18 protein-coding genes are annotated in these 18,370 nt (G+C 57.5%); 13 read left to right on the top strand and 5 right to left on the bottom strand.

The window, feature by feature from the left end; genetic code table 11:
- Positions 1 to 42: 42 nt before the first annotated feature.
- Positions 43 to 2,178 (bottom strand): intracellular growth attenuator family protein, encoded by a 2,136-nt coding sequence (locus GNG29_RS21225; RefSeq protein WP_156655304.1) that lies wholly within the window; start codon positions 2,176 to 2,178, stop codon positions 43 to 45.
- Positions 2,179 to 2,501: 323 nt separating this feature from the next.
- Here GNG29_RS21225 and nudE point away from each other — a divergent pair, with 323 nt between their 5' ends.
- Complete coding sequence (gene nudE, locus GNG29_RS21220) at positions 2,502 to 3,062, top strand: ADP compounds hydrolase NudE (protein WP_039031517.1); 561 nt, start codon at positions 2,502 to 2,504, stop codon at positions 3,060 to 3,062.
- Positions 3,063 to 3,099: 37 nt separating this feature from the next.
- Here the strand turns inward: nudE and mrcA are convergent, their stop codons facing one another.
- A complete protein-coding gene (mrcA, locus tag GNG29_RS21215) occupies positions 3,100 to 5,652 on the bottom strand; it encodes a peptidoglycan glycosyltransferase/peptidoglycan DD-transpeptidase MrcA (protein ID WP_103177308.1) in 2,553 nt (850 codons plus the stop codon).
- A 120-nt stretch (positions 5,653 to 5,772) separates the two neighbouring features.
- Here mrcA and GNG29_RS21210 point away from each other — a divergent pair, with 120 nt between their 5' ends.
- The 12 genes from GNG29_RS21210 (at position 5,773) to trpS (ending at position 15,753) form a co-directional block, all read left to right on the top strand.
- Entirely contained in the window at positions 5,773 to 6,561 is a 789-nt protein-coding gene (locus GNG29_RS21210; protein ID WP_103177307.1) for a DNA utilization protein HofM, read from the top strand.
- Positions 6,558 to 7,097, top strand: a complete 540-nt coding sequence (locus tag GNG29_RS21205) for a PilN domain-containing protein (RefSeq protein WP_156655303.1) — start codon at positions 6,558 to 6,560, stop codon at positions 7,095 to 7,097. Before GNG29_RS21210 ends, GNG29_RS21205 begins: the two co-directional genes overlap by 4 nt.
- Complete coding sequence (locus tag GNG29_RS21200) at positions 7,081 to 7,542, top strand: HofO (RefSeq protein ID WP_103177305.1); 462 nt, start codon at positions 7,081 to 7,083, stop codon at positions 7,540 to 7,542. The genes GNG29_RS21205 and GNG29_RS21200 overlap by 17 nt, the downstream gene beginning before the upstream one ends.
- Entirely contained in the window at positions 7,532 to 7,927 is a 396-nt protein-coding gene (locus GNG29_RS21195; protein ID WP_103177304.1) for a HofP DNA utilization family protein, read from the top strand. Before GNG29_RS21200 ends, GNG29_RS21195 begins: the two co-directional genes overlap by 11 nt.
- A complete protein-coding gene (hofQ, locus tag GNG29_RS21190) occupies positions 7,842 to 9,077 on the top strand; it encodes a DNA uptake porin HofQ (RefSeq protein ID WP_103177303.1) in 1,236 nt (411 codons plus the stop codon). The genes GNG29_RS21195 and hofQ overlap by 86 nt, the downstream gene beginning before the upstream one ends.
- A gap of 296 nt (positions 9,078 to 9,373) precedes the next feature.
- Positions 9,374 to 9,895: a shikimate kinase AroK gene (gene aroK / locus GNG29_RS21185; protein WP_003861630.1), complete on the top strand. Its 522-nt coding sequence runs from the start codon at positions 9,374 to 9,376 to the stop codon at positions 9,893 to 9,895.
- 58 nt (positions 9,896 to 9,953) lie between these two features.
- Positions 9,954 to 11,042, top strand: a complete 1,089-nt coding sequence (gene aroB / locus GNG29_RS21180) for a 3-dehydroquinate synthase (RefSeq protein ID WP_103177302.1) — start codon at positions 9,954 to 9,956, stop codon at positions 11,040 to 11,042.
- A 92-nt stretch (positions 11,043 to 11,134) separates the two neighbouring features.
- Positions 11,135 to 12,403 (top strand): cell division protein DamX, encoded by a 1,269-nt coding sequence (gene damX, locus GNG29_RS21175; protein WP_103177301.1) that lies wholly within the window; start codon positions 11,135 to 11,137, stop codon positions 12,401 to 12,403.
- Between the two features lie 67 nt (positions 12,404 to 12,470).
- A complete protein-coding gene (gene dam, locus GNG29_RS21170) occupies positions 12,471 to 13,283 on the top strand; it encodes an adenine-specific DNA-methyltransferase (protein WP_103177300.1) in 813 nt (270 codons plus the stop codon).
- Positions 13,284 to 13,324: 41 nt separating this feature from the next.
- Entirely contained in the window at positions 13,325 to 14,002 is a 678-nt protein-coding gene (gene rpe, locus GNG29_RS21165; protein ID WP_103824819.1) for a ribulose-phosphate 3-epimerase, read from the top strand.
- Positions 13,995 to 14,756 (top strand): phosphoglycolate phosphatase, encoded by a 762-nt coding sequence (gene gph, locus GNG29_RS21160; protein ID WP_103177298.1) that lies wholly within the window; start codon positions 13,995 to 13,997, stop codon positions 14,754 to 14,756. Before rpe ends, gph begins: the two co-directional genes overlap by 8 nt.
- Positions 14,749 to 15,753 carry a tryptophan--tRNA ligase gene (gene trpS, locus GNG29_RS21155; RefSeq protein ID WP_103177297.1) on the top strand — a complete coding sequence of 335 codons (1,005 nt, stop codon included), beginning with the start codon at positions 14,749 to 14,751 and terminating at the stop codon, positions 15,751 to 15,753. The genes gph and trpS overlap by 8 nt, the downstream gene beginning before the upstream one ends.
- Positions 15,754 to 15,845: 92 nt before the next feature.
- Here the strand turns inward: trpS and GNG29_RS21150 are convergent, their stop codons facing one another.
- The 3 genes from GNG29_RS21150 to nirC all read right to left on the bottom strand — a co-directional run bounded on the left by GNG29_RS21150 (position 15,846) and on the right by nirC (position 18,345).
- A complete protein-coding gene (locus GNG29_RS21150) occupies positions 15,846 to 16,016 on the bottom strand; it encodes a YhfL family protein (RefSeq protein ID WP_032614785.1) in 171 nt (56 codons plus the stop codon).
- 134 nt (positions 16,017 to 16,150) lie between these two features.
- Positions 16,151 to 17,524 carry a siroheme synthase CysG gene (cysG, locus tag GNG29_RS21145; RefSeq protein ID WP_103177296.1) on the bottom strand — a complete coding sequence of 458 codons (1,374 nt, stop codon included), beginning with the start codon at positions 17,522 to 17,524 and terminating at the stop codon, positions 16,151 to 16,153.
- A gap of 11 nt (positions 17,525 to 17,535) precedes the next feature.
- Complete coding sequence (gene nirC / locus GNG29_RS21140) at positions 17,536 to 18,345, bottom strand: nitrite transporter NirC (protein ID WP_156655302.1); 810 nt, start codon at positions 18,343 to 18,345, stop codon at positions 17,536 to 17,538.
- Positions 18,346 to 18,370 lie beyond the last annotated feature (25 nt).

Below are 18,370 nucleotides of genomic sequence, written 5' to 3'. Positions count from 1 at the left end.
AATCGTGCGCGACAGGGTAGCATATCTGCTCGCGCACAGAGGTTATCCGATCAGGCTCTCAGGGGTAGGAACAAGCTTCGGATAGAGGCAATTTTCGTAGTACTGCTGGATCTCCGCCAGGCGGGTGCGCGAGCGCTGGTAGCGGCGTAACGCCATCACGCCGTTCCAGATAATGCAGACCACCATCGCCAGCATCAGCAGCGAAGTGGCAATGTAGCGCCATAAAACGGCGCTATCCGGTATCCGGTGCAGCTCGATATGACGGGTGCCATTGGCATCGGTAAAGATGCCGGTGACAATCCCTTCGGCGCTGAACGGCGTACGCATCAGCATCTGCGCCAGTCGTTGAAACTCTTCCCACTGCTCCTGCGCAGGGTAGTCATACAGCGCTACCGGCGGGTAGGGCTGATCGACCAGATCGCTGCCTTCATCGCTGACAATCACAAAGCCGCCGGGTGCCGGGCTGTTAAGCGCCTGCGCGGCACGTGAAGTTTCGCGCATAACGAATGGCGCGGTAGAGGTGGCGACCAGGTTTTCCAGCGACTCGGCGCTCACCGGACGCAGCAGGACGTTAACACCATCAAGACGGCCATTCGTGGCACGTTTCACCAGCGCTTCCCAGTCTTTGCTGTTGCCGAGGTTTACCAGCGCGTTCTTCAGCCGGATGCACTCATCCGCCTCTGCGCACAGATCCTGGGTCTTCAGTACGATATCGCCAAAATCATCCAGCAGGATCATGCCCGATTTCTGAATGGCGGAGCGCAACGCCGGGCTGACTCGCGTTATATCTTCCGGTTTTGGATGGAGCTGTCGGCTCAGGGCCTGGGTCAGCGCCGTGGCTTTGTTAACCGTGTCCGATTCCGGCAGCGGCAGCGGGGCCGCGTCATTCCAGATCAGCTGCGAGCAGTCAAAAGGCGCAAAAGGCGAACTCTGGCGGGCGTTCCAGTTGCCCGGCGCGTGGATATTACACATTCCCGTTCCCTTCAGATTCAGCGTATCGCCGACACGCACGCCGGCGTTTTCAAGCTGCTCGACGCTGGTGGCCTCGATGGTCTGGGCGCCTTTGATCCACGACAGGGTAAATTTAATCGGCATATCCAGCGGCACGAGGAAAATCAGCATCGCCAGCACCAGCGCTGCGCCACAGGCAATCACCGTGCTGCGCAACCAGTGCTGCAGCGGGAAGTTTTTCACTTCGTCATGCAGGGATAAGTAACGTCCCTGGCGCACCACATGCCTGTCCAGATAGATATCAACGTCGGTCTTTTGCCCTAAATCCTGGGCCAGCCACGGCTGCCAGTGGCGCGGGTAGATCAGGTCAATAATGCCCATCGAGATGTTGTTGACGTGATCCTGATCGTTTTCGCCAAACAGACCCCAGCGCTTTGGCGTTCCGCGCAGGCAGTGGATCTCACGCAGCGCGTTTTTCGCTGGCGGGGCAAATAATCCCCATAAGCCCGCCGCCAGCAGCAGCACGCCGCCACCGGCAAGCCACGGAGCAAACACATCCGGGCTCAGCAGGCAGAAGAAGAACAGCAGGAAGGCGGCGACAATCAGCAGCGCTTCACGAATGCCATCCGGGCGGCTGAGGGCATACTCTTCGTGAGTCTCCTGACGAATGTTCAGCAGCTCGATCTGCTCTGTCTCTTCGCCACGAATCGACGCCTGGGTTGAGCTGACATGTTCCAGCGCCAGATGCGGCGCTTCCTGGACATACTCGGCGATGGAGTGGCCGTTCAGGACAATCACCAGCGGGATAGTGTCGGTGTGGATCAGCTCAACGCTGTTTTCATCATTGATGTACTGCTCCCAGAACGGCGGCAGGTGCACTTCGATGGAGTCGAGGTAGTAGCGCCATTTATTGGGATCGTCTGTGGTAATGCCATAGCGGGTAATGGAGCGCGTCAGGCAGAGCACGGTATTGCTCTCAGCGTTCAGGCTTAACGAGACCGGGGCCGCGCTGGCACCTGTCGCAGGCATCTGCTGAATGCGGTTAAACGACTCGAGATATTGCTCAATCGCGCTGCGCTCTTCGGCGGCGAGTTTACGTGTGCTCGCCCCGGTAAAGGCGTTGAGATAAGGCAGGCGATATCGACGCTGCGAACGACGTCTGAACAACCACCCTGCAATCAATGCGCAGGCCAGCATAGCAGCGATAATTATTAAAATGGTGCTCATGCTTTCCCCATCTTACTTTTCTTACAGGTGTAGTCAGTAGCACCTTATAACAGTGAATGCGTGTCTGTGGTTGGCTATCGGCATGTAAGGCGTTGAACTTGAGCAATTTGAAGCGCATCCCAGTGTTCGCTGATGATAGCAAAGGCAACCGTGGCGGAATATCAGCAAATTCCTGGAATAATTTCAACCTATTGACTTTTGTGTTGAAATGCGTAATGAATCTGATTAGGTTGCACAAATGTAAATAAAGCGCGAATGACATTGCCGAAACCGTGCGGCGTATCGCACAATGAGGCCAGTTCACCCAGCAAAGACCCGTCAAAATGAGCAAACCCTTACAAAAGCCCACTATCCTGAATGTGGAGACCGTCGCCAAATCGCGGCTGTTTAACGTTGAGAGCGTGGACCTGGAGTTCAGTAACGGCGTGCGCCGCGTCTACGAGCGTATGCGTCCCTCCACGCGCGAAGCCGTCATGATTGTGCCTATTGTCGACGAGCATCTGATCCTGATCCGCGAATACGCGGTGGGAACGGAATCTTATGAGCTGGGCTTCTCCAAAGGACTTATCGATCCCGGCGAGTCGGTTTATGAAGCTGCGAACCGTGAACTGAAAGAAGAGGTAGGTTTTGGCGCAAAGGAGCTTACCTTCCTGAAAAAACTCAGCATGGCGCCCTCCTATTTCTCCAGCAAGATGAATATCGTGCTGGCGGAAGATCTCTATCCTGAATCGCTGGAAGGCGATGAACCTGAACCGCTGCCGCAGGTACGCTGGCCGCTGGCGCATCTGATGGATCTGCTTGAAGAGCCCGATTTTAACGAAGCCCGAAACGTGAGCGCACTGTTTCTGGTGCGGGAGTGGCTGAAAGGGCAGGGAAGGCTGTAGCGGAAAGTCCCCCCTCCACAGGGAAGGGGGAGATAGATCAGAATAGTTCTTGCGTTTCGCCGTTATCTATCAACGTTGTACCCACCTCATGCACCACCTGATGCGTTGGCTGCGTACCTTCGATGAAATACTCCTCACGACTGTTACCCCCGTTAGCCAGCTGACCGCTGCTGCGATCGATATTGACCGTTACGATGCCCGGCGGTGGCGTGAGCGGCTCTTCCGGTACGCCATCAAGAACGATCTTCATAAAGGCATCCCACGCGGGCTGCGCGCTTTTGGCTCCGCCCTCGTAACCGGAGATCTGATCTTTAATCGCCCCGGAAGCCGTGGTACGACCTAAATCGCGACGGTGATCGTCAAAGCCGATCCACACCGAAGTGACCGCGCCCGGGCCATAACCTGAGAACCAGGCATCTTTGGAGCTGTTGGTGGTGCCGGTTTTGCCGCCGATATCCTTGCGCTGCAAATCACGACCGGCACGCCAGCCTGTACCCTGCCAGCCCGGTTCACCAAAGATGTTGCTGTTCAGCGCGCTCTTGATCAGGAACGCCAGCGGAGTGTTAATCACGTGCGGGGCGTACTCCTGAGCACCGGTCTGGGCGACCAGCGCCTGGTTCGCCTGCTGGAGCTGCGGCATCGGCACCGCCGCATTTTGCCGCTCCTGTGAAATCGCCACATCCTCCATGTCCTGGTTGTTCAGCGCGTCTGACTTAGGCGTATCGCCATAGATGACGGGAATGTCACACTCGGCGCAGGCGATCTTCGGCTTGGCCTCGAACAGCACGCCGCCCTGGTCGTTCTCGATTTTGCTGATGAAGAACGGATCGACCAGGAAGCCGCCGTTGGCCATCACCGCATAACCGCGGGCGACCTGTAGCGGGGTAAACGACGCGGAGCCCAGCGCCAGCGACTCGGTATGCACGATATTCTGCGCCGGGAAGCCGAAGCGCTGCAGGTACTCCGCCGCATAATCGACGCCCATGGCACGCATGGCGCGCACCATCACTACGTTTTTCGACTGCCCCAGTCCCTGACGCAGGCGAATCGGACCCGCGTACTCTGCCGGTGAGTTTTTTGGCCGCCAGTCGGAACCGGCCCCGGCATCCCAGCGGGAGATCGGCACGTCATTGAGAATACTGGCGAGGGTTAGACCCTTGTCCATTGCCGCGGTGTAGAGGAACGGCTTGATATTGGAACCGACCTGACGCAGCGCCTGAGTGGCACGGTTAAACTTGCTCTGATTGAAGTCGAAGCCGCCCACCAGCGCCAGGACCGCGCCGTTATGCGGGTCGATAGAGACCAGCGCCGAGTTAACGTCCGGGATCTGTCCCAGCCACCAGGCGTCGTTAACCTGGCGGACCCAGATTTGCTGGCCCACCTGTACTACGTCGGTCACTTTGCGTGGCGTCGCGCCCTGCTGTGTATCAGAGCGATACGGACGTGCCCAGCGTACCCCTTCCATCCGCAGCGACACGGAGGTGCCATCGGCGAGCATCGCCGTGGCTTCCTGCGGATTGGCCTGGGTCACCACCGCCGCCACGAAGGGCCCATAGCCCGGCAGCGGCTTCAGGGTGTCGGTAATTTTTTTACTGCTCCAGGCAGATTCACCCACCTTCCACAGCACGTTTGACGGGCCGCGGTAGCCGTGGCGCATATCGTAATCAATGACGTTGTTACGCACCGCCTGCTGCGCGCCCTGCTGGATGTTGCGGCTGATGGTGGTGTAGACGCGGTAGCCATCCTCGTAGGCTTGTTCGCCGTAGCGGGAGACCATCTCCTGACGAACCATTTCACTCAGATAGGGGGCGGAGAAGGCAATTTCCGGCGCGTGATAGTTGGCATCAATCACCTCACTGCGCGCCTGATCGTACTGCGTCTGGCTGATATAGCCCTCGCTCAGCATACGCGACAGCACCACATTGCGACGTGCTGTCGCGCGATCCAGCGAGTAGAGCGGGTTGAAGGTGGAAGGTGCCTTCGGCAAACCGGCGATGGTCGCCATTTCACTCAGGGTCAGCTGCTCGATGGATTTACCGAAATAGACCTGCGCCGCCGCGCCCACGCCATAGGCACGGTAGCCGAGATAGATCTTGTTGAGGTAAAGCTCAAGGATCTCATCTTTATTCAGCAGCTGCTCAATGCGGATCGCCAGGAAGACTTCCTTAATCTTACGCATCAGCGTTTTTTCAGGGCTCAGGAAGAAGTTACGCGCCAGCTGCTGGGTGATGGTACTCGCCCCCTGCGAAGCATGGCCGGAGAAGAGCGCCACGCTTGCGGCACGGAAAATCCCCACCGGGTCGACGCCGTGGTGCTCATAAAAGCGGCTATCTTCTGTGGCAATAAAGGCTTTCACCATTTCTGGCGGAATTTGATTCAGCGTCAGCGGGATACGCCGCTTTTCGCCGTACTGGGCAATCAGCTCGCCATCGGCGCTATAAACCTGCATCGGGATCTGAAGGCGTACGTCACGAAGCGTAGCGACATCAGGCAGTTGCGGCTCAATATATTTGTACAAACCAAAAATCGAGCCTGCTCCAAGCAGAATGCAACAGACTGCAAGGATCAATAAATACTTTACGAACTTCACTGGAGATTTCCCATTTAGTTTGAACTGGGCAGTTTCTAAACAATCGCGCGGTAGTATAAAGGCAAGCCTGTAGCATTGATATAGCCGTTATCCCCCCGGACGATAAGGAGATCGTGAAACATGGTATTTAAAACATGGCGAACAGGCGTTCATATTCAACAGGATAAGGTGCTGGCCGTCGCGCTGGTACGCAGAAAGTCGGGCTGGGGGCTGCGCCGCTGGTGGCAGCTCCCCCTCGCGGAGGGTGTTATCCGCGACGGGCAAATTCTTCAGCCCGAACAACTGGCTGCAGCGCTGCGCGAGTGGCGACAGTGGCTGCCTTACCAGCATCAGGTACTTCTCGCCTTTCCGGCCGCCCGCACCCTGCAACGCACCTTTCCGCGCCCGGCGATAACCCTGCGCGACAGCGAAGAGACGGCCTGGATTGGCGCGGCCTTGAGCCGCGAGCTGGAGATGGCACCCGATGCCCTGCGTTTTGATTATGCGGAAGATACGTTCAGCCAGGGGTATCAGGTTACCGCGGCACAAAATAAAGAGATCGCCACGCTGCTGGAGCTGGCCCGGGTGTTGCGTCTGCGGCTGGCCGCGATCACACCCGATGCCGGGGCGCTGGCCCATTTTCTGCCTTTTGTAGACGCGCCTGCCCAGTGCGTTGCCTGGCGCGATCGGGATCAATGGCTATGGGCGATGCGTCACCAGTGGGGCAGGCGTGGGCTGGCGGAGGCGCCCGATGTTGAAAGCCTTGCAGCCCTGCTGGCGCTAAGGGTTGAGGAGATCGCCTGCTGCGATATGCGCAGTTTCGACCCCTGGAACGTGTTGTCCCACCGGCAACCGCCGCTGCCTGAAAATGGCGCGGATTTTAGCGTCGCACTGGCGTTAGCGCTGGCGACGGGAGGCTATGCGCGATGAGCGCGGCCAATCTGCTGCCGTGGCGTCAGCAACAAAAACGCCACTGCCTGCGCTTCTGGGGCTTGCTGTTCACCGGCTCGCTGCTGGTAACGCTGGGGCTCTGGACCGCCCGGCGGGCCGACGCCCCGCTGCAAGCGCAGGTTTTCGCGCAACGACAGGCCAGCGATGTGGCGCTGAGGCAGGCGCTGGCGCAGCGGCAAACGCAGTGGACGGCGCGTATTGTTCAGCGCCAGCAACAGCAGCGCTGGGCGCAAAAAAAAGCGCAGACGGAGGCATGGCAGACGATCCTCATCGCCCTGGCCCGCGCCCTGCCGGAGCAGGCATGGCTGGCGCAGCTCCGTTTCCAGCACTCTACCCTCTCCCTGAGTGGCTACGCCGCCACGTTACCGGCGCTTGCGGCGCTGGAGAGAGCGCTACGCCAGCTGCCGGGGTTTACCCCCACCGCGCCCGGCGAGATGCGCCAGGACGCGCAGGGGCGCTGGCAATTTAGCTGGGCGCTGACCCGCAAGGAGCAGGCTGATGCGGATCCCTCCTGACATCTGGTACGCGTTGTCCCCGCGCTGGCGCTGGCTGTGCTGGGGTCTCAGCTCAGGGTTGATGCTGCTCTGCGTGATCGGGGGGCAGCTAGGCATGCAGCAGCAACAGCTTGCCACGCATCAGGCTCAGCACGCGCGTGACGCGGCGATCAACGGCCGCTTATGGACCGCGGTGCGTAAGCTCTCGCCCGTTGAGGAGGCGCCATCGTCCGTGGCGTCACGGCCCTTTTCGCCGCTGGAGTTCGATACCGGTGAGCTACGCATGGTGCGCTGGCAACCCGTCAGTGCTGGAGGCGAACTGGTGGTCGAGGCGGTCTGGGGGCAGATCCCCGGGCTGTTTGCCACTCTCGCCCAACGCGACGTGGCGGTGGCGCGTTTTACGCTCCAGCCAGAACAGCAAAAGCTGCGCCTCACCCTGCACCTGGAGCGCCAGAATGCGGGTTAGCGGTGGCGTACTGCTTCTGCTGCCGCTTCTTCTCGGCATGCGCGATCCGTTTCAGGCTCCGGTGTCACGCTGCCCCGATGCAGCCCTGAGCCAGTGGCATTATGCCGGGCTGGTATCCGGCGCGGTGCCGGTGGGCATCGTCAGGGATGAAAAGTCCCGCTGGTTGCGGGTGCGTCGCGGCGACACGTTGCCTCAGGGCTGGCGGGTAAGGGTGCTGGATGAAAAGGAGTTGGTCATCGACACGTCTGAGGCGTGTGAACCGCCGTTATGGCGATGGCAACGACAAGGAACGAAACAGGATGAAAAGAGGGATGGTGGCATTGCTGCTGATCGGCGGCCAGACGCTGGCAGCGGAACCGTTGGCCGTGAATCTGGTCGTGGATGATGTGCCGGTCGCCCAGCTTCTGCAGGCCCTGGCGGAGCAGGAGAACCGCAATATGATTATTGCACCGGACGTGAGCGGCAATGTCTCTCTGCGTCTGCAAAAGGTTCCCTGGTTACAGGCGATACAGACGGTGGTGACCAGCGCCGGGCTGGTGATGCGCCAGCAGGAGGGCATCTTTTATATCCACAGCGCCGCCTGGCAACAACAGCAGCAGGCCAGAAAAGAGGCGGAGCGCGCTAAGCGTCAGCTCAGTGTGCCGCTGGAGGCGCGCAGTTTTTCTCTCTCCTATGCGGATGCGGGCGATCTCAGGCAGGCTGCCGAAAAGCTCCTCAGCCCAAAAGGCAGCCTTGCGGTGGACAAACGCACCAACCGTCTGCTGGTGCGCGACAGCCGGGCTGCGCTGGATGCGTTACAGCACTGGGTGGGGCAGATGGATCTGCCGGTAGCCCAGGTCGAGTTGGCGGCACACATTGTCAGCATGAGTGAAAAAAGCCTGCGGGAGCTGGGCGTAAAGTGGAGTCTGGCGCAGGCGCAGCAGCCCGGTAAGCCCGGAGAGCTGACGATACTCAACAGCGATCTTGCGGTGACCAACGCCACGACGCAGGTGGGTTTCACTATCGGCCGGATTAATGGCCGGTTGCTGGACATTGAGCTCTCCGCCCTGGAACAAAAACAGCAGGTGGATATTATCGCCAGCCCGCGTCTGCTGGCGTCGCACATGCAGCCTGCCAGCATTAAACAGGGGAGTGAAATTCCCTATCAGGTCTCCAGCGGAGAGAGCGGCGCGACGTCGGTGGAATTTAAAGAGGCGGTACTGGGCATGGAGGTGACCCCGGTGGTGCTGGCCAATGGACGTGTACGCCTGAAGCTGCGCATCAGCGAGAACAGCCCGGGCCAGGTGCTGAAGCAGGCCGACAGTGAAACCATGACGATAGACAAGCAGGAGATCGAAACCCAGGTAGAGGTCAAAAGTGGTGAAACGCTGGCCTTAGGTGGAATTTTTTCTCAGAGACATAAAAGCGGGAGTGAAAATGTGCCAGGCTTGAGCCGTATCCCCATCCTGGGGCAGTTTTTTCGCCATCAGGGTAAAGACAACGAGCGCCGGGAATTAGTGGTTTTTATTACCCCTCGTCTGGTTGCGACACCCTGATAAGCGGTAACGCCCCACCTGATTTTGCATTCTGTTTGTTGCAGATGTTTGACGTGGGGCATTAATTAGCATACAAGGAGTACCGATTTGAGAATCAGCCTACTCAATCTCACACCTTAACAACTTAAGCGGCAGGCAGGGTGATTTATTCTGTTGCCAAACAAGCTGGAGTATTGAGATAATTTTTAGTCTGACTCTCGCTCTATCGCATATGAGGTTTCAGTTCATGTCCTGTTACGCCAGGTATCGGCGAAGCGGGTTTACCATTAACGAATAGTCTTAGTAGTACCGAAAAAATGGCAGAGAAACGCAATATCTTTCTGGTTGGGCCTATGGGTGCCGGCAAAAGCACTATTGGGCGCCAGTTAGCTCAACAACTCAATATGGAATTTTACGATTCTGATCAAGAGATTGAGAAACGAACCGGAGCTGATGTGGGCTGGGTCTTCGATGTAGAAGGCGAAGAGGGTTTCCGTGACCGAGAAGAAAAAGTCATCAATGAACTTACGGAAAAACAGGGCATTGTGCTGGCTACTGGCGGCGGCTCTGTAAAATCTCGCGAAACTCGCAACCGTCTCTCCGCCCGCGGTGTCGTGGTCTATCTCGAAACGACCATCGAAAAACAACTGGCGCGTACGCAGCGTGATAAAAAACGCCCGTTGCTGCAGGTTGAGACGCCTCCACGTGAAGTTCTGGAAGCGCTGGCAGATGAACGCAATCCCCTGTACGAAGAGATTGCTGACGTCACCATTCGCACAGACGATCAGAGCGCTAAAGTGGTCGCAAACCAGATTATTCATATGCTGGAAAGCAACTGATTCTGGCTTTATATATACTCGCCTGCGGGTAAAAAGTATTTAAGGTGGATGTCGCGCTATGGAGAGGATTACAGTCACTCTCGGTGAACGGAGTTACCCTATCACTATCGCGGCTGGTTTGTTTAACGACCCAGCTTCCTTCTTACCACTGAAAGCGGGTGATCAGGCAATGCTGGTCACCAATGAGACGCTGGCTCCGCTTTATCTCGACCGCGTACGTCAGCTGCTTGAACAGGCTGGCGTGAAGGTCGACAGTGTGATTCTGCCTGATGGCGAACAGTATAAAAGCCTGACGGTACTTGATACCGTCTTCACCGCATTACTGCAAAAACCGCACGGTCGCGACACAACACTGCTGGCATTAGGCGGCGGTGTTGTTGGCGATCTGACCGGGTTTGCGGCAGCAAGCTATCAGCGTGGCGTTCGTTTTATTCAGATCCCGACCACGCTGTTGTCGCAGGTTGACTCTTCTGTTGGCGGCAAAACCGCCGTAAACCATCCGCTTGGCAAAAACATGATTGGCGCGTTCTATCAGCCCGCGTCGGTGGTGGTGGATCTCGACTGCCTGCAAACGCTGCCGAAGCGCGAGCTGGCATCTGGCCTGGCGGAAGTGATCAAGTACGGCATTATTCTGGATGGCGAGTTCTTTAGCTGGCTTGAAGAGAATATGGACGCCTTATTGCGCCTGGATGGTCAGGCGATGGCGTACTGTATTCGCCGTTGTTGTGAGCTGAAAGCAGAAGTGGTTGCCGCAGACGAGCGCGAAACAGGCTTACGTGCTTTACTGAATCTGGGGCACACCTATGGCCATGCTATCGAAGCCGAAATGGGCTACGGTAACTGGCTGCATGGCGAGGCCGTGGCGGCAGGGATGGTGATGGCCGCTCGCACCTCGGAGCGCCTGGGTCAGTTCAGCAAGGCGGATACACAACGCATTATCACGTTGCTTGAGCGTGCCGGGTTACCGGTGACGGGACCGCGCGAAATGTCAGCGCAGGCCTACTTGCCGCACATGATGCGTGATAAAAAAGTATTAGCAGGCGAGATGCGTCTGGTACTCCCGCTTGCAATCGGAAAGAGTGAAGTTCGTGGCGGTGTGCCGCACGATGTCGTTCTTGGCGCTATTGCTGATTGCCAGCAAGCGTAACTATTAGAAAGGTCCGGCTGCGGTAATACGTAGCCATTTTGCTTCAGGTGATGTGCAAAGTCGTAGGCATAAGCCTTTTAGTGGGGTGTTAAATGGATGAATTCAAACCAGAAGACGAGCTGAAACCCGATCCCAGCGATCGTCGTACTGGTCGTACTCGCCAATCTTCAGAACGCGATAACGAGCCGCAAATCAACTTTGATGAGGTCGATCTGGACAATGACGATCCTCGTCCTTCGCGTGGCCGCGCCGCCCGCGAGGAGCGTGAAGAAGAGGATTATGAGTCCGAAGATGATTCAATGGACGAAGCGCCCGTACAGCGTCGCCCGCGCAAGCGTAAGGCCGCTGCGGCGAAACCCGCTTCCCGCCAGTATATTATGATGGGCCTGGGGGTGCTGGTCCTGCTGCTGCTGATTATCGGCGTCGGCTCCGCACTGAAAGCCCCGTCCACCTCGCCTGCTGAACAAACTGCTTCCGGCGAGAAGAGTATCGATCTTTCTGGCAGCGCTGCCGACCAGGCAAATGGCTCGCAGCCAGCGCCAGGCGCTACCTCCGCAGAGAATACGCAGCAGGAGATCTCTCTGCCGCCTGTTGCCTCCACGCCGACTCAGGGCCAGTCTCCGGCTACTCCTGAAGGCCAGCAGCGCGTTGAGGTTCAGGGCAATCTGAATAACGCCCTGACGCAGCCGCAGAGCGAGCAGCAGGTTAACAATGTAGTGGTGAACTCCACCCTGCCGACCGAGCCTGCGACCGTAGCGCCAATCCGTGGTGCTACCGGGCAACAGCAGACGGCGGCGGCAGAATCTGCGCCACGTCAGACTAAACCTGCGCAGCATCAGGAGCGTAAGCAGGCGGTAATTGAGCCGAAGCGTGAAGCGAAGCCGCAGCCTGTTGCGAAAGCAGAAGCGCCTAAAGCAGCCGCGCAGCCGAAGCACACTGAGACGGCAACCAGCGCCCCGGCGAAAGCGCCTGCGACAACCGCGACGGCACCGAAAGCAACGCCAGCGCCGACCGCAACAGCATCGACGCCAGCGGCGAGCGCCCCGGCGGCTTCTGCCAGCACCGGTAAATCGACAGGGAACGTGAGTTCACTGAAGTCTGCGCCGTCCACCAACTACACGTTGCAGCTGAGCAGCTCTTCCAGCTATGACAACCTCAACGGCTGGGCGAAAAAATCGAACCTGAAAAACTTTGTTGTCTATGAGACCACCCGTAACGGTCAGCCATGGTATGTGCTGGTAAGCGGTGTGTACTCATCGAAAGACGAAGCAAAACGCGCGGTTGCCACACTGCCAGCCGACGTTCAGGCGAAAAATCCGTGGGCGAAGCCGATCCGTCAGGTTCAGTCCGATTTGAAGTAATCTGTGAAGCGCAGGATGCTGTCGGAGCTTTCTCCACAGCCGGAGAAGGTGTAATCAGTTAGTCAGCATGAAAAAAAATCGCGCTTTTTTGAAATGGGCAGGGGGGAAATACCCCCTGCTCGATGATATTCAAAAACACCTGCCAGACGGCGAGTGTCTTGTCGAACCCTTTGTTGGTGCGGGCTCGGTATTTCTCAATACCAACTACTCCCGCTATATCCTTGCGGATATCAACAGCGACCTGATCAGTCTTTACAACATCGTAAAAGAGCGTACCGATGAGTACGTCGATGAGGCGCGCAAGCTGTTTACGCCAGAGAACAACACCCCGGACGTTTACTATCAGCATCGCGCTGAGTTTAATCAGTGCCAGGATAAGTTCCGCCGTGCGCTGCTGTTCCTCTATCTTAATCGCCACGGTTACAACGGCCTGTGCCGGTATAATCTGCGTGGTGAATTCAACGTGCCGTTTGGCCGCTACAAGCGTCCCTATTTCCCTCAGGCCGAGCTGTATCACTTTGCTGAAAAAGCGCAGAATGCAGAGTTTTATTGCCTCTCGTATGAAGAGTGTATGAACCTTGCTGACGTCAATTCGGTGGTTTACTGTGACCCCCCGTACGCACCGCTGTCTGCTACGGCGAACTTTACCGCTTATCACACCAACAGCTTTAGCCCTGCCGAGCAGGCGCATCTGGCGGGGATGGCGGAAAAGCTGGTCAGCAAAAGTATCCCGGTGTTAATTTCGAATCACGATACGCCCGATACGCGCGAATGGTACAAGGCCGCGGAGCATTTTCAGGTCAAAGTCCGGCGCAGCATCAGCAGCAACGGCGGCACACGTAAAAAGGTGGACGAACTGCTGGCACTCTATCTGCCCTGAGCCGTTTCGCCCGCCGTTAAACAAAGTTCAAGGAGATGCGGATGAAACAGTATTTGATTGCACCCTCAATTCTTTCGGCTGATTTTGCCCGGCTGGGCGAAGATACCGCGAAAGCACTGGCTGCCGGTGCGGATGTCGTTCATTTCGACGTTATGGATAACCACTACGTGCCTAACCTGACCATCGGCCCGATGGTCCTGAAGGCGCTGCGCAATTATGGCGTGACCGCACCGATTGACGTGCACCTGATGGTAAAACCGGTCGATCGCATCGTGCCAGATTTTGCCGCCGCGGGTGCCAGCATCATCACCTTCCATCCTGAAGCCTCCGAACACGTTGACCGTACGCTACAGCTGATCAAAGAGCACGGCTGTAAGGCGGGCCTGGTCTTCAATCCGGCCACGCCGCTGAGCTACCTGGATTACGTCATGGACAAGCTGGACGTGATCCTGCTGATGTCCGTTAACCCGGGCTTTGGCGGGCAGTCTTTCATTCCGCATACGCTGGATAAACTGCGGGAAGTACGTCGCCGTATCGACGAGTCTGGCTTTGATATCCGCCTCGAAGTGGATGGCGGCGTGAAGGTCAGCAACATCGGCGAAATCGCGGCGGCGGGGGCAGATATGTTTGTCGCGGGTTCGGCTATTTTCGATCAGCCGGACTACAAAAAAGTCATTGATGAAATGCGCAGTGAACTGGCGAAGGTAAGTCATGGATAATTTGCAGGCAATTCGGGGTGTTGCATTTGACCTCGACGGTACGCTGGTGGACAGCGCACCGGGTTTAACCGCGGCGGTCGATCAGGCGCTGTACGCGCTGGAGCTGCCGGTGGCGGGCGAAGAACGTGTGGTGACGTGGATCGGTAACGGGGCTGACGTGCTGATGGAGCGCGCGCTGACCTGGGCGCGCCAGGAGCGTGCTGTTCAACGTGCGGCGCAGGGCAAGCCGGGTGTCGATCATGCAGACATCCCTCAGGAAGAGCAGGTGCGTATCCTGCGTAAGCTGTTTAACCGTTTTTATGAAGAGACGGTGGAAGAGGGTAGCTTCCTGTTCCCGGATGTGGCCGCTACGCTGAGCGCGCTGCATGCTCAGGGTCTGCCGCTAGGGCTGGTGACCAACAAGCCGACGGCGTTCGTCGCCCCGCTGCTGGAAGCGCTCGATATCGCTCACTATTTCTCGGTTATTGTCGGCGGCGACGATGTGCAGAACAAGAAGCCGCATCCGGAACCGCTACTGCTGGTGGCAGGAAAATTATCCTTACCGCCTGAAGCGCTGCTCTTTGTGGGTGATTCGCGCAATGATATTCTGGCTGCCAGGGCCGCAGGCTGCCCGTCCGTTGGCCTGACTTATGGCTATAACTACGGTGAATCCATTACGCTGAGTGAGCCGGATTTTGTCTTCGACCACTTCAAAGATTTGTTGCCCGTTCTCGGGCTTTCGCACAGTGAAAATCAGGAATTGAAAAATGACTAAGCCCATCGTATTTAGTGGCGCACAGCCCTCAGGTGAACTGACCATTGGCAACTATATGGGTGCGCTGCGTCAGTGGGTTGGCATGCAGGATGATTACCATTGCATTTATTGCATCGTGGATTTGCACGCTATCACCGCGCGTCAGGATCCTGAGAAACTGCGTAAGGCCACGCTGGATACGCTTGCGCTCTATCTGGCCTGTGGTATCGACCCGGAGAAAAGCACCATTTTCGTTCAGTCTCACGTGCCGGAGCATGCGCAGCTGGGCTGGGCGCTGAACTGCTACACCTACTTTGGCGAACTGAGCCGCATGACGCAGTTCAAGGACAAATCGGCCCGCTATTCGGAAAACATCAACGCCGGTCTGTTTGATTACCCGGTGCTGATGGCCGCTGACATTCTGCTCTACCAGACCAACCAGGTGCCGGTGGGTGAAGATCAGAAGCAGCATCTGGAGCTGAGCCGCGATATCGCCCAGCGCTTTAACGCGCTGTATGGTGATGTCTTCAAAGTGCCGGAGCCGTTTATTCCGAAGTCCGGTGCCCGCGTGATGTCCCTGCTGGAACCGACCAAAAAGATGTCCAAGTCGGACGATAACCGTAATAACGTTATCGGCCTGCTGGAAGATCCGAAAGCGGTAGTGAAGAAGCTCAAGCGTGCGGTTACTGACTCAGATGAGCCGCCTGTAGTGCGTTACGACGTGCAGAACAAAGCGGGCGTCTCTAACCTGCTGGATATTCTCTCTGGCGTGACGGGCCGTACCATTCCGGAGCTGGAGCAGCACTTCGAAGGTAAGATGTATGGCCATCTGAAAGGTGAAGTGGCTGAAGCGGTTTCCGGCATGCTCACCGAGCTGCAGGCGCGCTATCACCAGTTCCGCAATGACGAAGCTTACCTGCAGAAGGTGATGAAAGAGGGCGCCGAGAAGGCCAGCGCACGCGCCTCAGAAACCCTGAAAGCGGTCTACGAAGCGATTGGGTTTGTGGCGAAGCCTTAAGCTTGTTTGCCGGGTGGCGGCTTCGCCTTACCCGGCCTACGGGATATAAAAAAACCGGGAATTTCCCGGTTTTTTTATTGCCTGCGAAACGATTACTGATTTGCTGCCGGGCCGCAGCCACCGATGATCTTAGAGATGGAGATCGCCGGGTGGAGCAGGTAATCGTAGCTGCAGTTATTTTTGGTGTTTTGCACATGGCCAGTGCACGCCGTCAGGGTTGTTAAGATGCCTGCAACCAGGGCAATCTTTGCCAGTTTGAACATAACGCTTCCTTGTCTGTAACGTGAGGGAATATATAGAAAATGTGCTTTCGCGGAAGGTATGTTATCGACGGCGTCAGGAGAGGAGTAGTCCATTACAGGACTACTCATTTGGCGGGGAATATGTTCAGCCGGGCTTAGTGGTTCGAAAACCAGTTGAGTTTGTCACGCAGCGCCACCACGCGACCCACCACGATCAGCGCCGGGCTTTCAACCTGCTGCGCCAGCTCGCCCAACTGGGTTAACACGCCGCTGACCACGCGCTGTTTAATCGATGTGCCGTTCTCTACCAGCGCAACCGGCATTTCTGCATCCATGCCATGTTCAAGCAGTTTCGCCTGTATCGTCGCCGCCTGGTTCAGCCCCATATAGAAGACCAGAGTCTGTTTTTCTGCGGCCAGGTTATGCCAGTCCAGCTCGCTGCCGGTTTTCAGATGGCCGGTAACCAGACGTACGCTCTGGGCGTAATCGCGATGGGTCAGCGGAATGCCGGAATAGGCGGAGCAACCGGAGGCTGCGGTAATGCCCGGCACCACCGAGAAGGGAATGCCCGCTTCGCATAGCGTCTCCAGCTCCTCGCCGCCGCGCCCGAAGATAAACGGATCGCCGCCTTTCAGCCGCACCACGCGTTTACCCTTCTGGGCTTCACGCAGCAGGATCTGGTTAATCTCTTCCTGCGGAACGCAGTGGTAACCTGCGCGCTTGCCGACAAACACCCGGTCGGCATCCCGGCGCACCAGGTTCATAATGTCGTCAGAGACCAGGCGGTCATAGACCACGATATCCGCCTGCTGGATCTGCTGTAGCCCTTTCAGGGTTAACAGGCCGGCATCACCCGGACCGGCACCCACCAGCACCACTTCGCCCCGGTGATCGAGCGGGGCATTGATCAGTTGCTCGGTGGTTTCATCCACGGCCTTTTGATCCTGATTCGCCAGCGACTGCGCCAGCCGGTCGTTCACAAAGAATTTTTCCCAGAAACGACGGCGTTCGCCCACGGTGGCAAACTGCTTTTTCACACGGCTTCGCAGCTGCCCCGCATACTGGGCCACCTGGCCTAAATGCTGCGGCAGAATGGCTTCCAGCTTTTCACGCAGCAGGCGCGCCAGTACCGGCGAGGTGCCACCGGAGGAGACAGCGACCATCAACGGCGAGCGGTCGATAATCGACGGCATGATAAAGCTCGCCTCTTTCGGCGCATCCACCACGTTGCAGAAGATCCGCCGCGCTTCACAGGCATCGCTAACGCGCTGGTTAACCGCATCGTCGTCGGTGGCGGCGATGGTCAGCCAGCAGGTATCGAGCAGCGTTTCGTTGAACTCACCCTCAACGAGGGTGAGCATCCCTTCCTGCGCCCACACGGTGAATTGCGGGGCGAAGTCGAGGGCATTGACGGTAAGTCGGGCACCTGCGTCTAACAGCAGGCGGGCTTTGCGTTCAGCCACATCGCCACCACCTACAAGCAGGCAGTCACGATTGCGTAATTGACAGAATATTGGCAGGTGATCCACGACATTACCTCTTACTGGTTGGCTTTCGCCTGAACGGTTGCGATGGTTGCAGGAGTCGGACGCTCCGCTTTAGGGGTAGCATACCAGTAACCCCAACCCATAAATACAACCCCGGAAAGGGTATTGCCAAGCGTTGCCCACAACAGGTTATGGCCGATACCTGACAGGGTATACGCTTCGCTGTGGTGACCGAACCAGGAGAGGGCAAACAGCGTCATGTTGGCGATGGAGTGTTCGTAGCCAGAGGCGATAAAGGCCAGCAGACACCACCAGATAGCGATGAACTTCGCGGCGCCGTCAGTACGGATTGCCATCCAGATAGCCAGGCAAACCAGCCAGTTACAGAGCGCGCCTTTAAAGAAGAGCACCATCGCCGGGGCGGTAGTTTTTGCCAGCGCGACGGTGTGCACGAGGCTGGTATCGACCGGCAACAGGCTTCCGCCGCCCCAGCTATACAGCAGCGCGACAAACACCGAGCCCACCAGGTTACCGAGCCAGGTCTGCGGCAGAATGCCCCACATCTGGCCCTGAGTGATGGTGCCCGCTTTGACACCCAGCGTCAGGAACATGGTGTGACCGGTGAACAGTTCAGAACCGGCGATGATGACCAGGGTTAAAGCGATCCCGAAGGTGGCGCCCATCACCAGCGGACGCACAGACGGGTCGACGAGGTTACCAAGAGTGAAAATTAAAATGATCCCCAGGCCGACATAGGCGCCCGCCATGGCGGAGCTGATCCAGAAGCCGAGAGGACTGTTTTTACTGAGGCGTGCAATCCGGGCAGCGTTAGCCGCACACTTATTGATGGTGTCTGTAAACATTTGATTATCCAGAATAGTAATGAAA

Source organism: Leclercia sp. Colony189 (assembly GCF_009740165.1).
GTDB lineage: Bacteria > Pseudomonadota > Gammaproteobacteria > Enterobacterales > Enterobacteriaceae > Enterobacter.
Note: the sequence above shows the minus strand (reverse complement) of the source record. Positions and strands in the feature narration are given on the sequence as shown.

What these genes read in the sequence shown, in the direction of transcription:
- GNG29_RS21225 (WP_156655304.1), bottom strand. Translation starts at nt 2,178, where the DNA reads ATGAGCACCATTTTAATAATTATCGCTGCTATGCTGGCCTGCGCATTG.
- nudE (WP_039031517.1), top strand. Translation starts at nt 2,502, where the DNA reads ATGAGCAAACCCTTACAAAAGCCCACTATCCTGAATGTGGAGACCGTC.
- GNG29_RS21210 (WP_103177307.1), top strand. Translation starts at nt 5,773, where the DNA reads ATGGTATTTAAAACATGGCGAACAGGCGTTCATATTCAACAGGATAAG.
- GNG29_RS21205 (WP_156655303.1), top strand. Translation starts at nt 6,558, where the DNA reads ATGAGCGCGGCCAATCTGCTGCCGTGGCGTCAGCAACAAAAACGCCAC.
- GNG29_RS21200 (WP_103177305.1), top strand. Translation starts at nt 7,081, where the DNA reads ATGCGGATCCCTCCTGACATCTGGTACGCGTTGTCCCCGCGCTGGCGC.
- GNG29_RS21195 (WP_103177304.1), top strand. Translation starts at nt 7,532, where the DNA reads ATGCGGGTTAGCGGTGGCGTACTGCTTCTGCTGCCGCTTCTTCTCGGC.
- hofQ (WP_103177303.1), top strand. Translation starts at nt 7,842, where the DNA reads ATGAAAAGAGGGATGGTGGCATTGCTGCTGATCGGCGGCCAGACGCTG.
- aroK (WP_003861630.1), top strand. Translation starts at nt 9,374, where the DNA reads ATGGCAGAGAAACGCAATATCTTTCTGGTTGGGCCTATGGGTGCCGGC.
- aroB (WP_103177302.1), top strand. Translation starts at nt 9,954, where the DNA reads ATGGAGAGGATTACAGTCACTCTCGGTGAACGGAGTTACCCTATCACT.
- damX (WP_103177301.1), top strand. Translation starts at nt 11,135, where the DNA reads ATGGATGAATTCAAACCAGAAGACGAGCTGAAACCCGATCCCAGCGAT.
- dam (WP_103177300.1), top strand. Translation starts at nt 12,471, where the DNA reads ATGAAAAAAAATCGCGCTTTTTTGAAATGGGCAGGGGGGAAATACCCC.
- rpe (WP_103824819.1), top strand. Translation starts at nt 13,325, where the DNA reads ATGAAACAGTATTTGATTGCACCCTCAATTCTTTCGGCTGATTTTGCC.
- gph (WP_103177298.1), top strand. Translation starts at nt 13,995, where the DNA reads ATGGATAATTTGCAGGCAATTCGGGGTGTTGCATTTGACCTCGACGGT.
- trpS (WP_103177297.1), top strand. Translation starts at nt 14,749, where the DNA reads ATGACTAAGCCCATCGTATTTAGTGGCGCACAGCCCTCAGGTGAACTG.
- GNG29_RS21150 (WP_032614785.1), bottom strand. Translation starts at nt 16,016, where the DNA reads ATGTTCAAACTGGCAAAGATTGCCCTGGTTGCAGGCATCTTAACAACC.
- nirC (WP_156655302.1), bottom strand. Translation starts at nt 18,345, where the DNA reads ATGTTTACAGACACCATCAATAAGTGTGCGGCTAACGCTGCCCGGATT.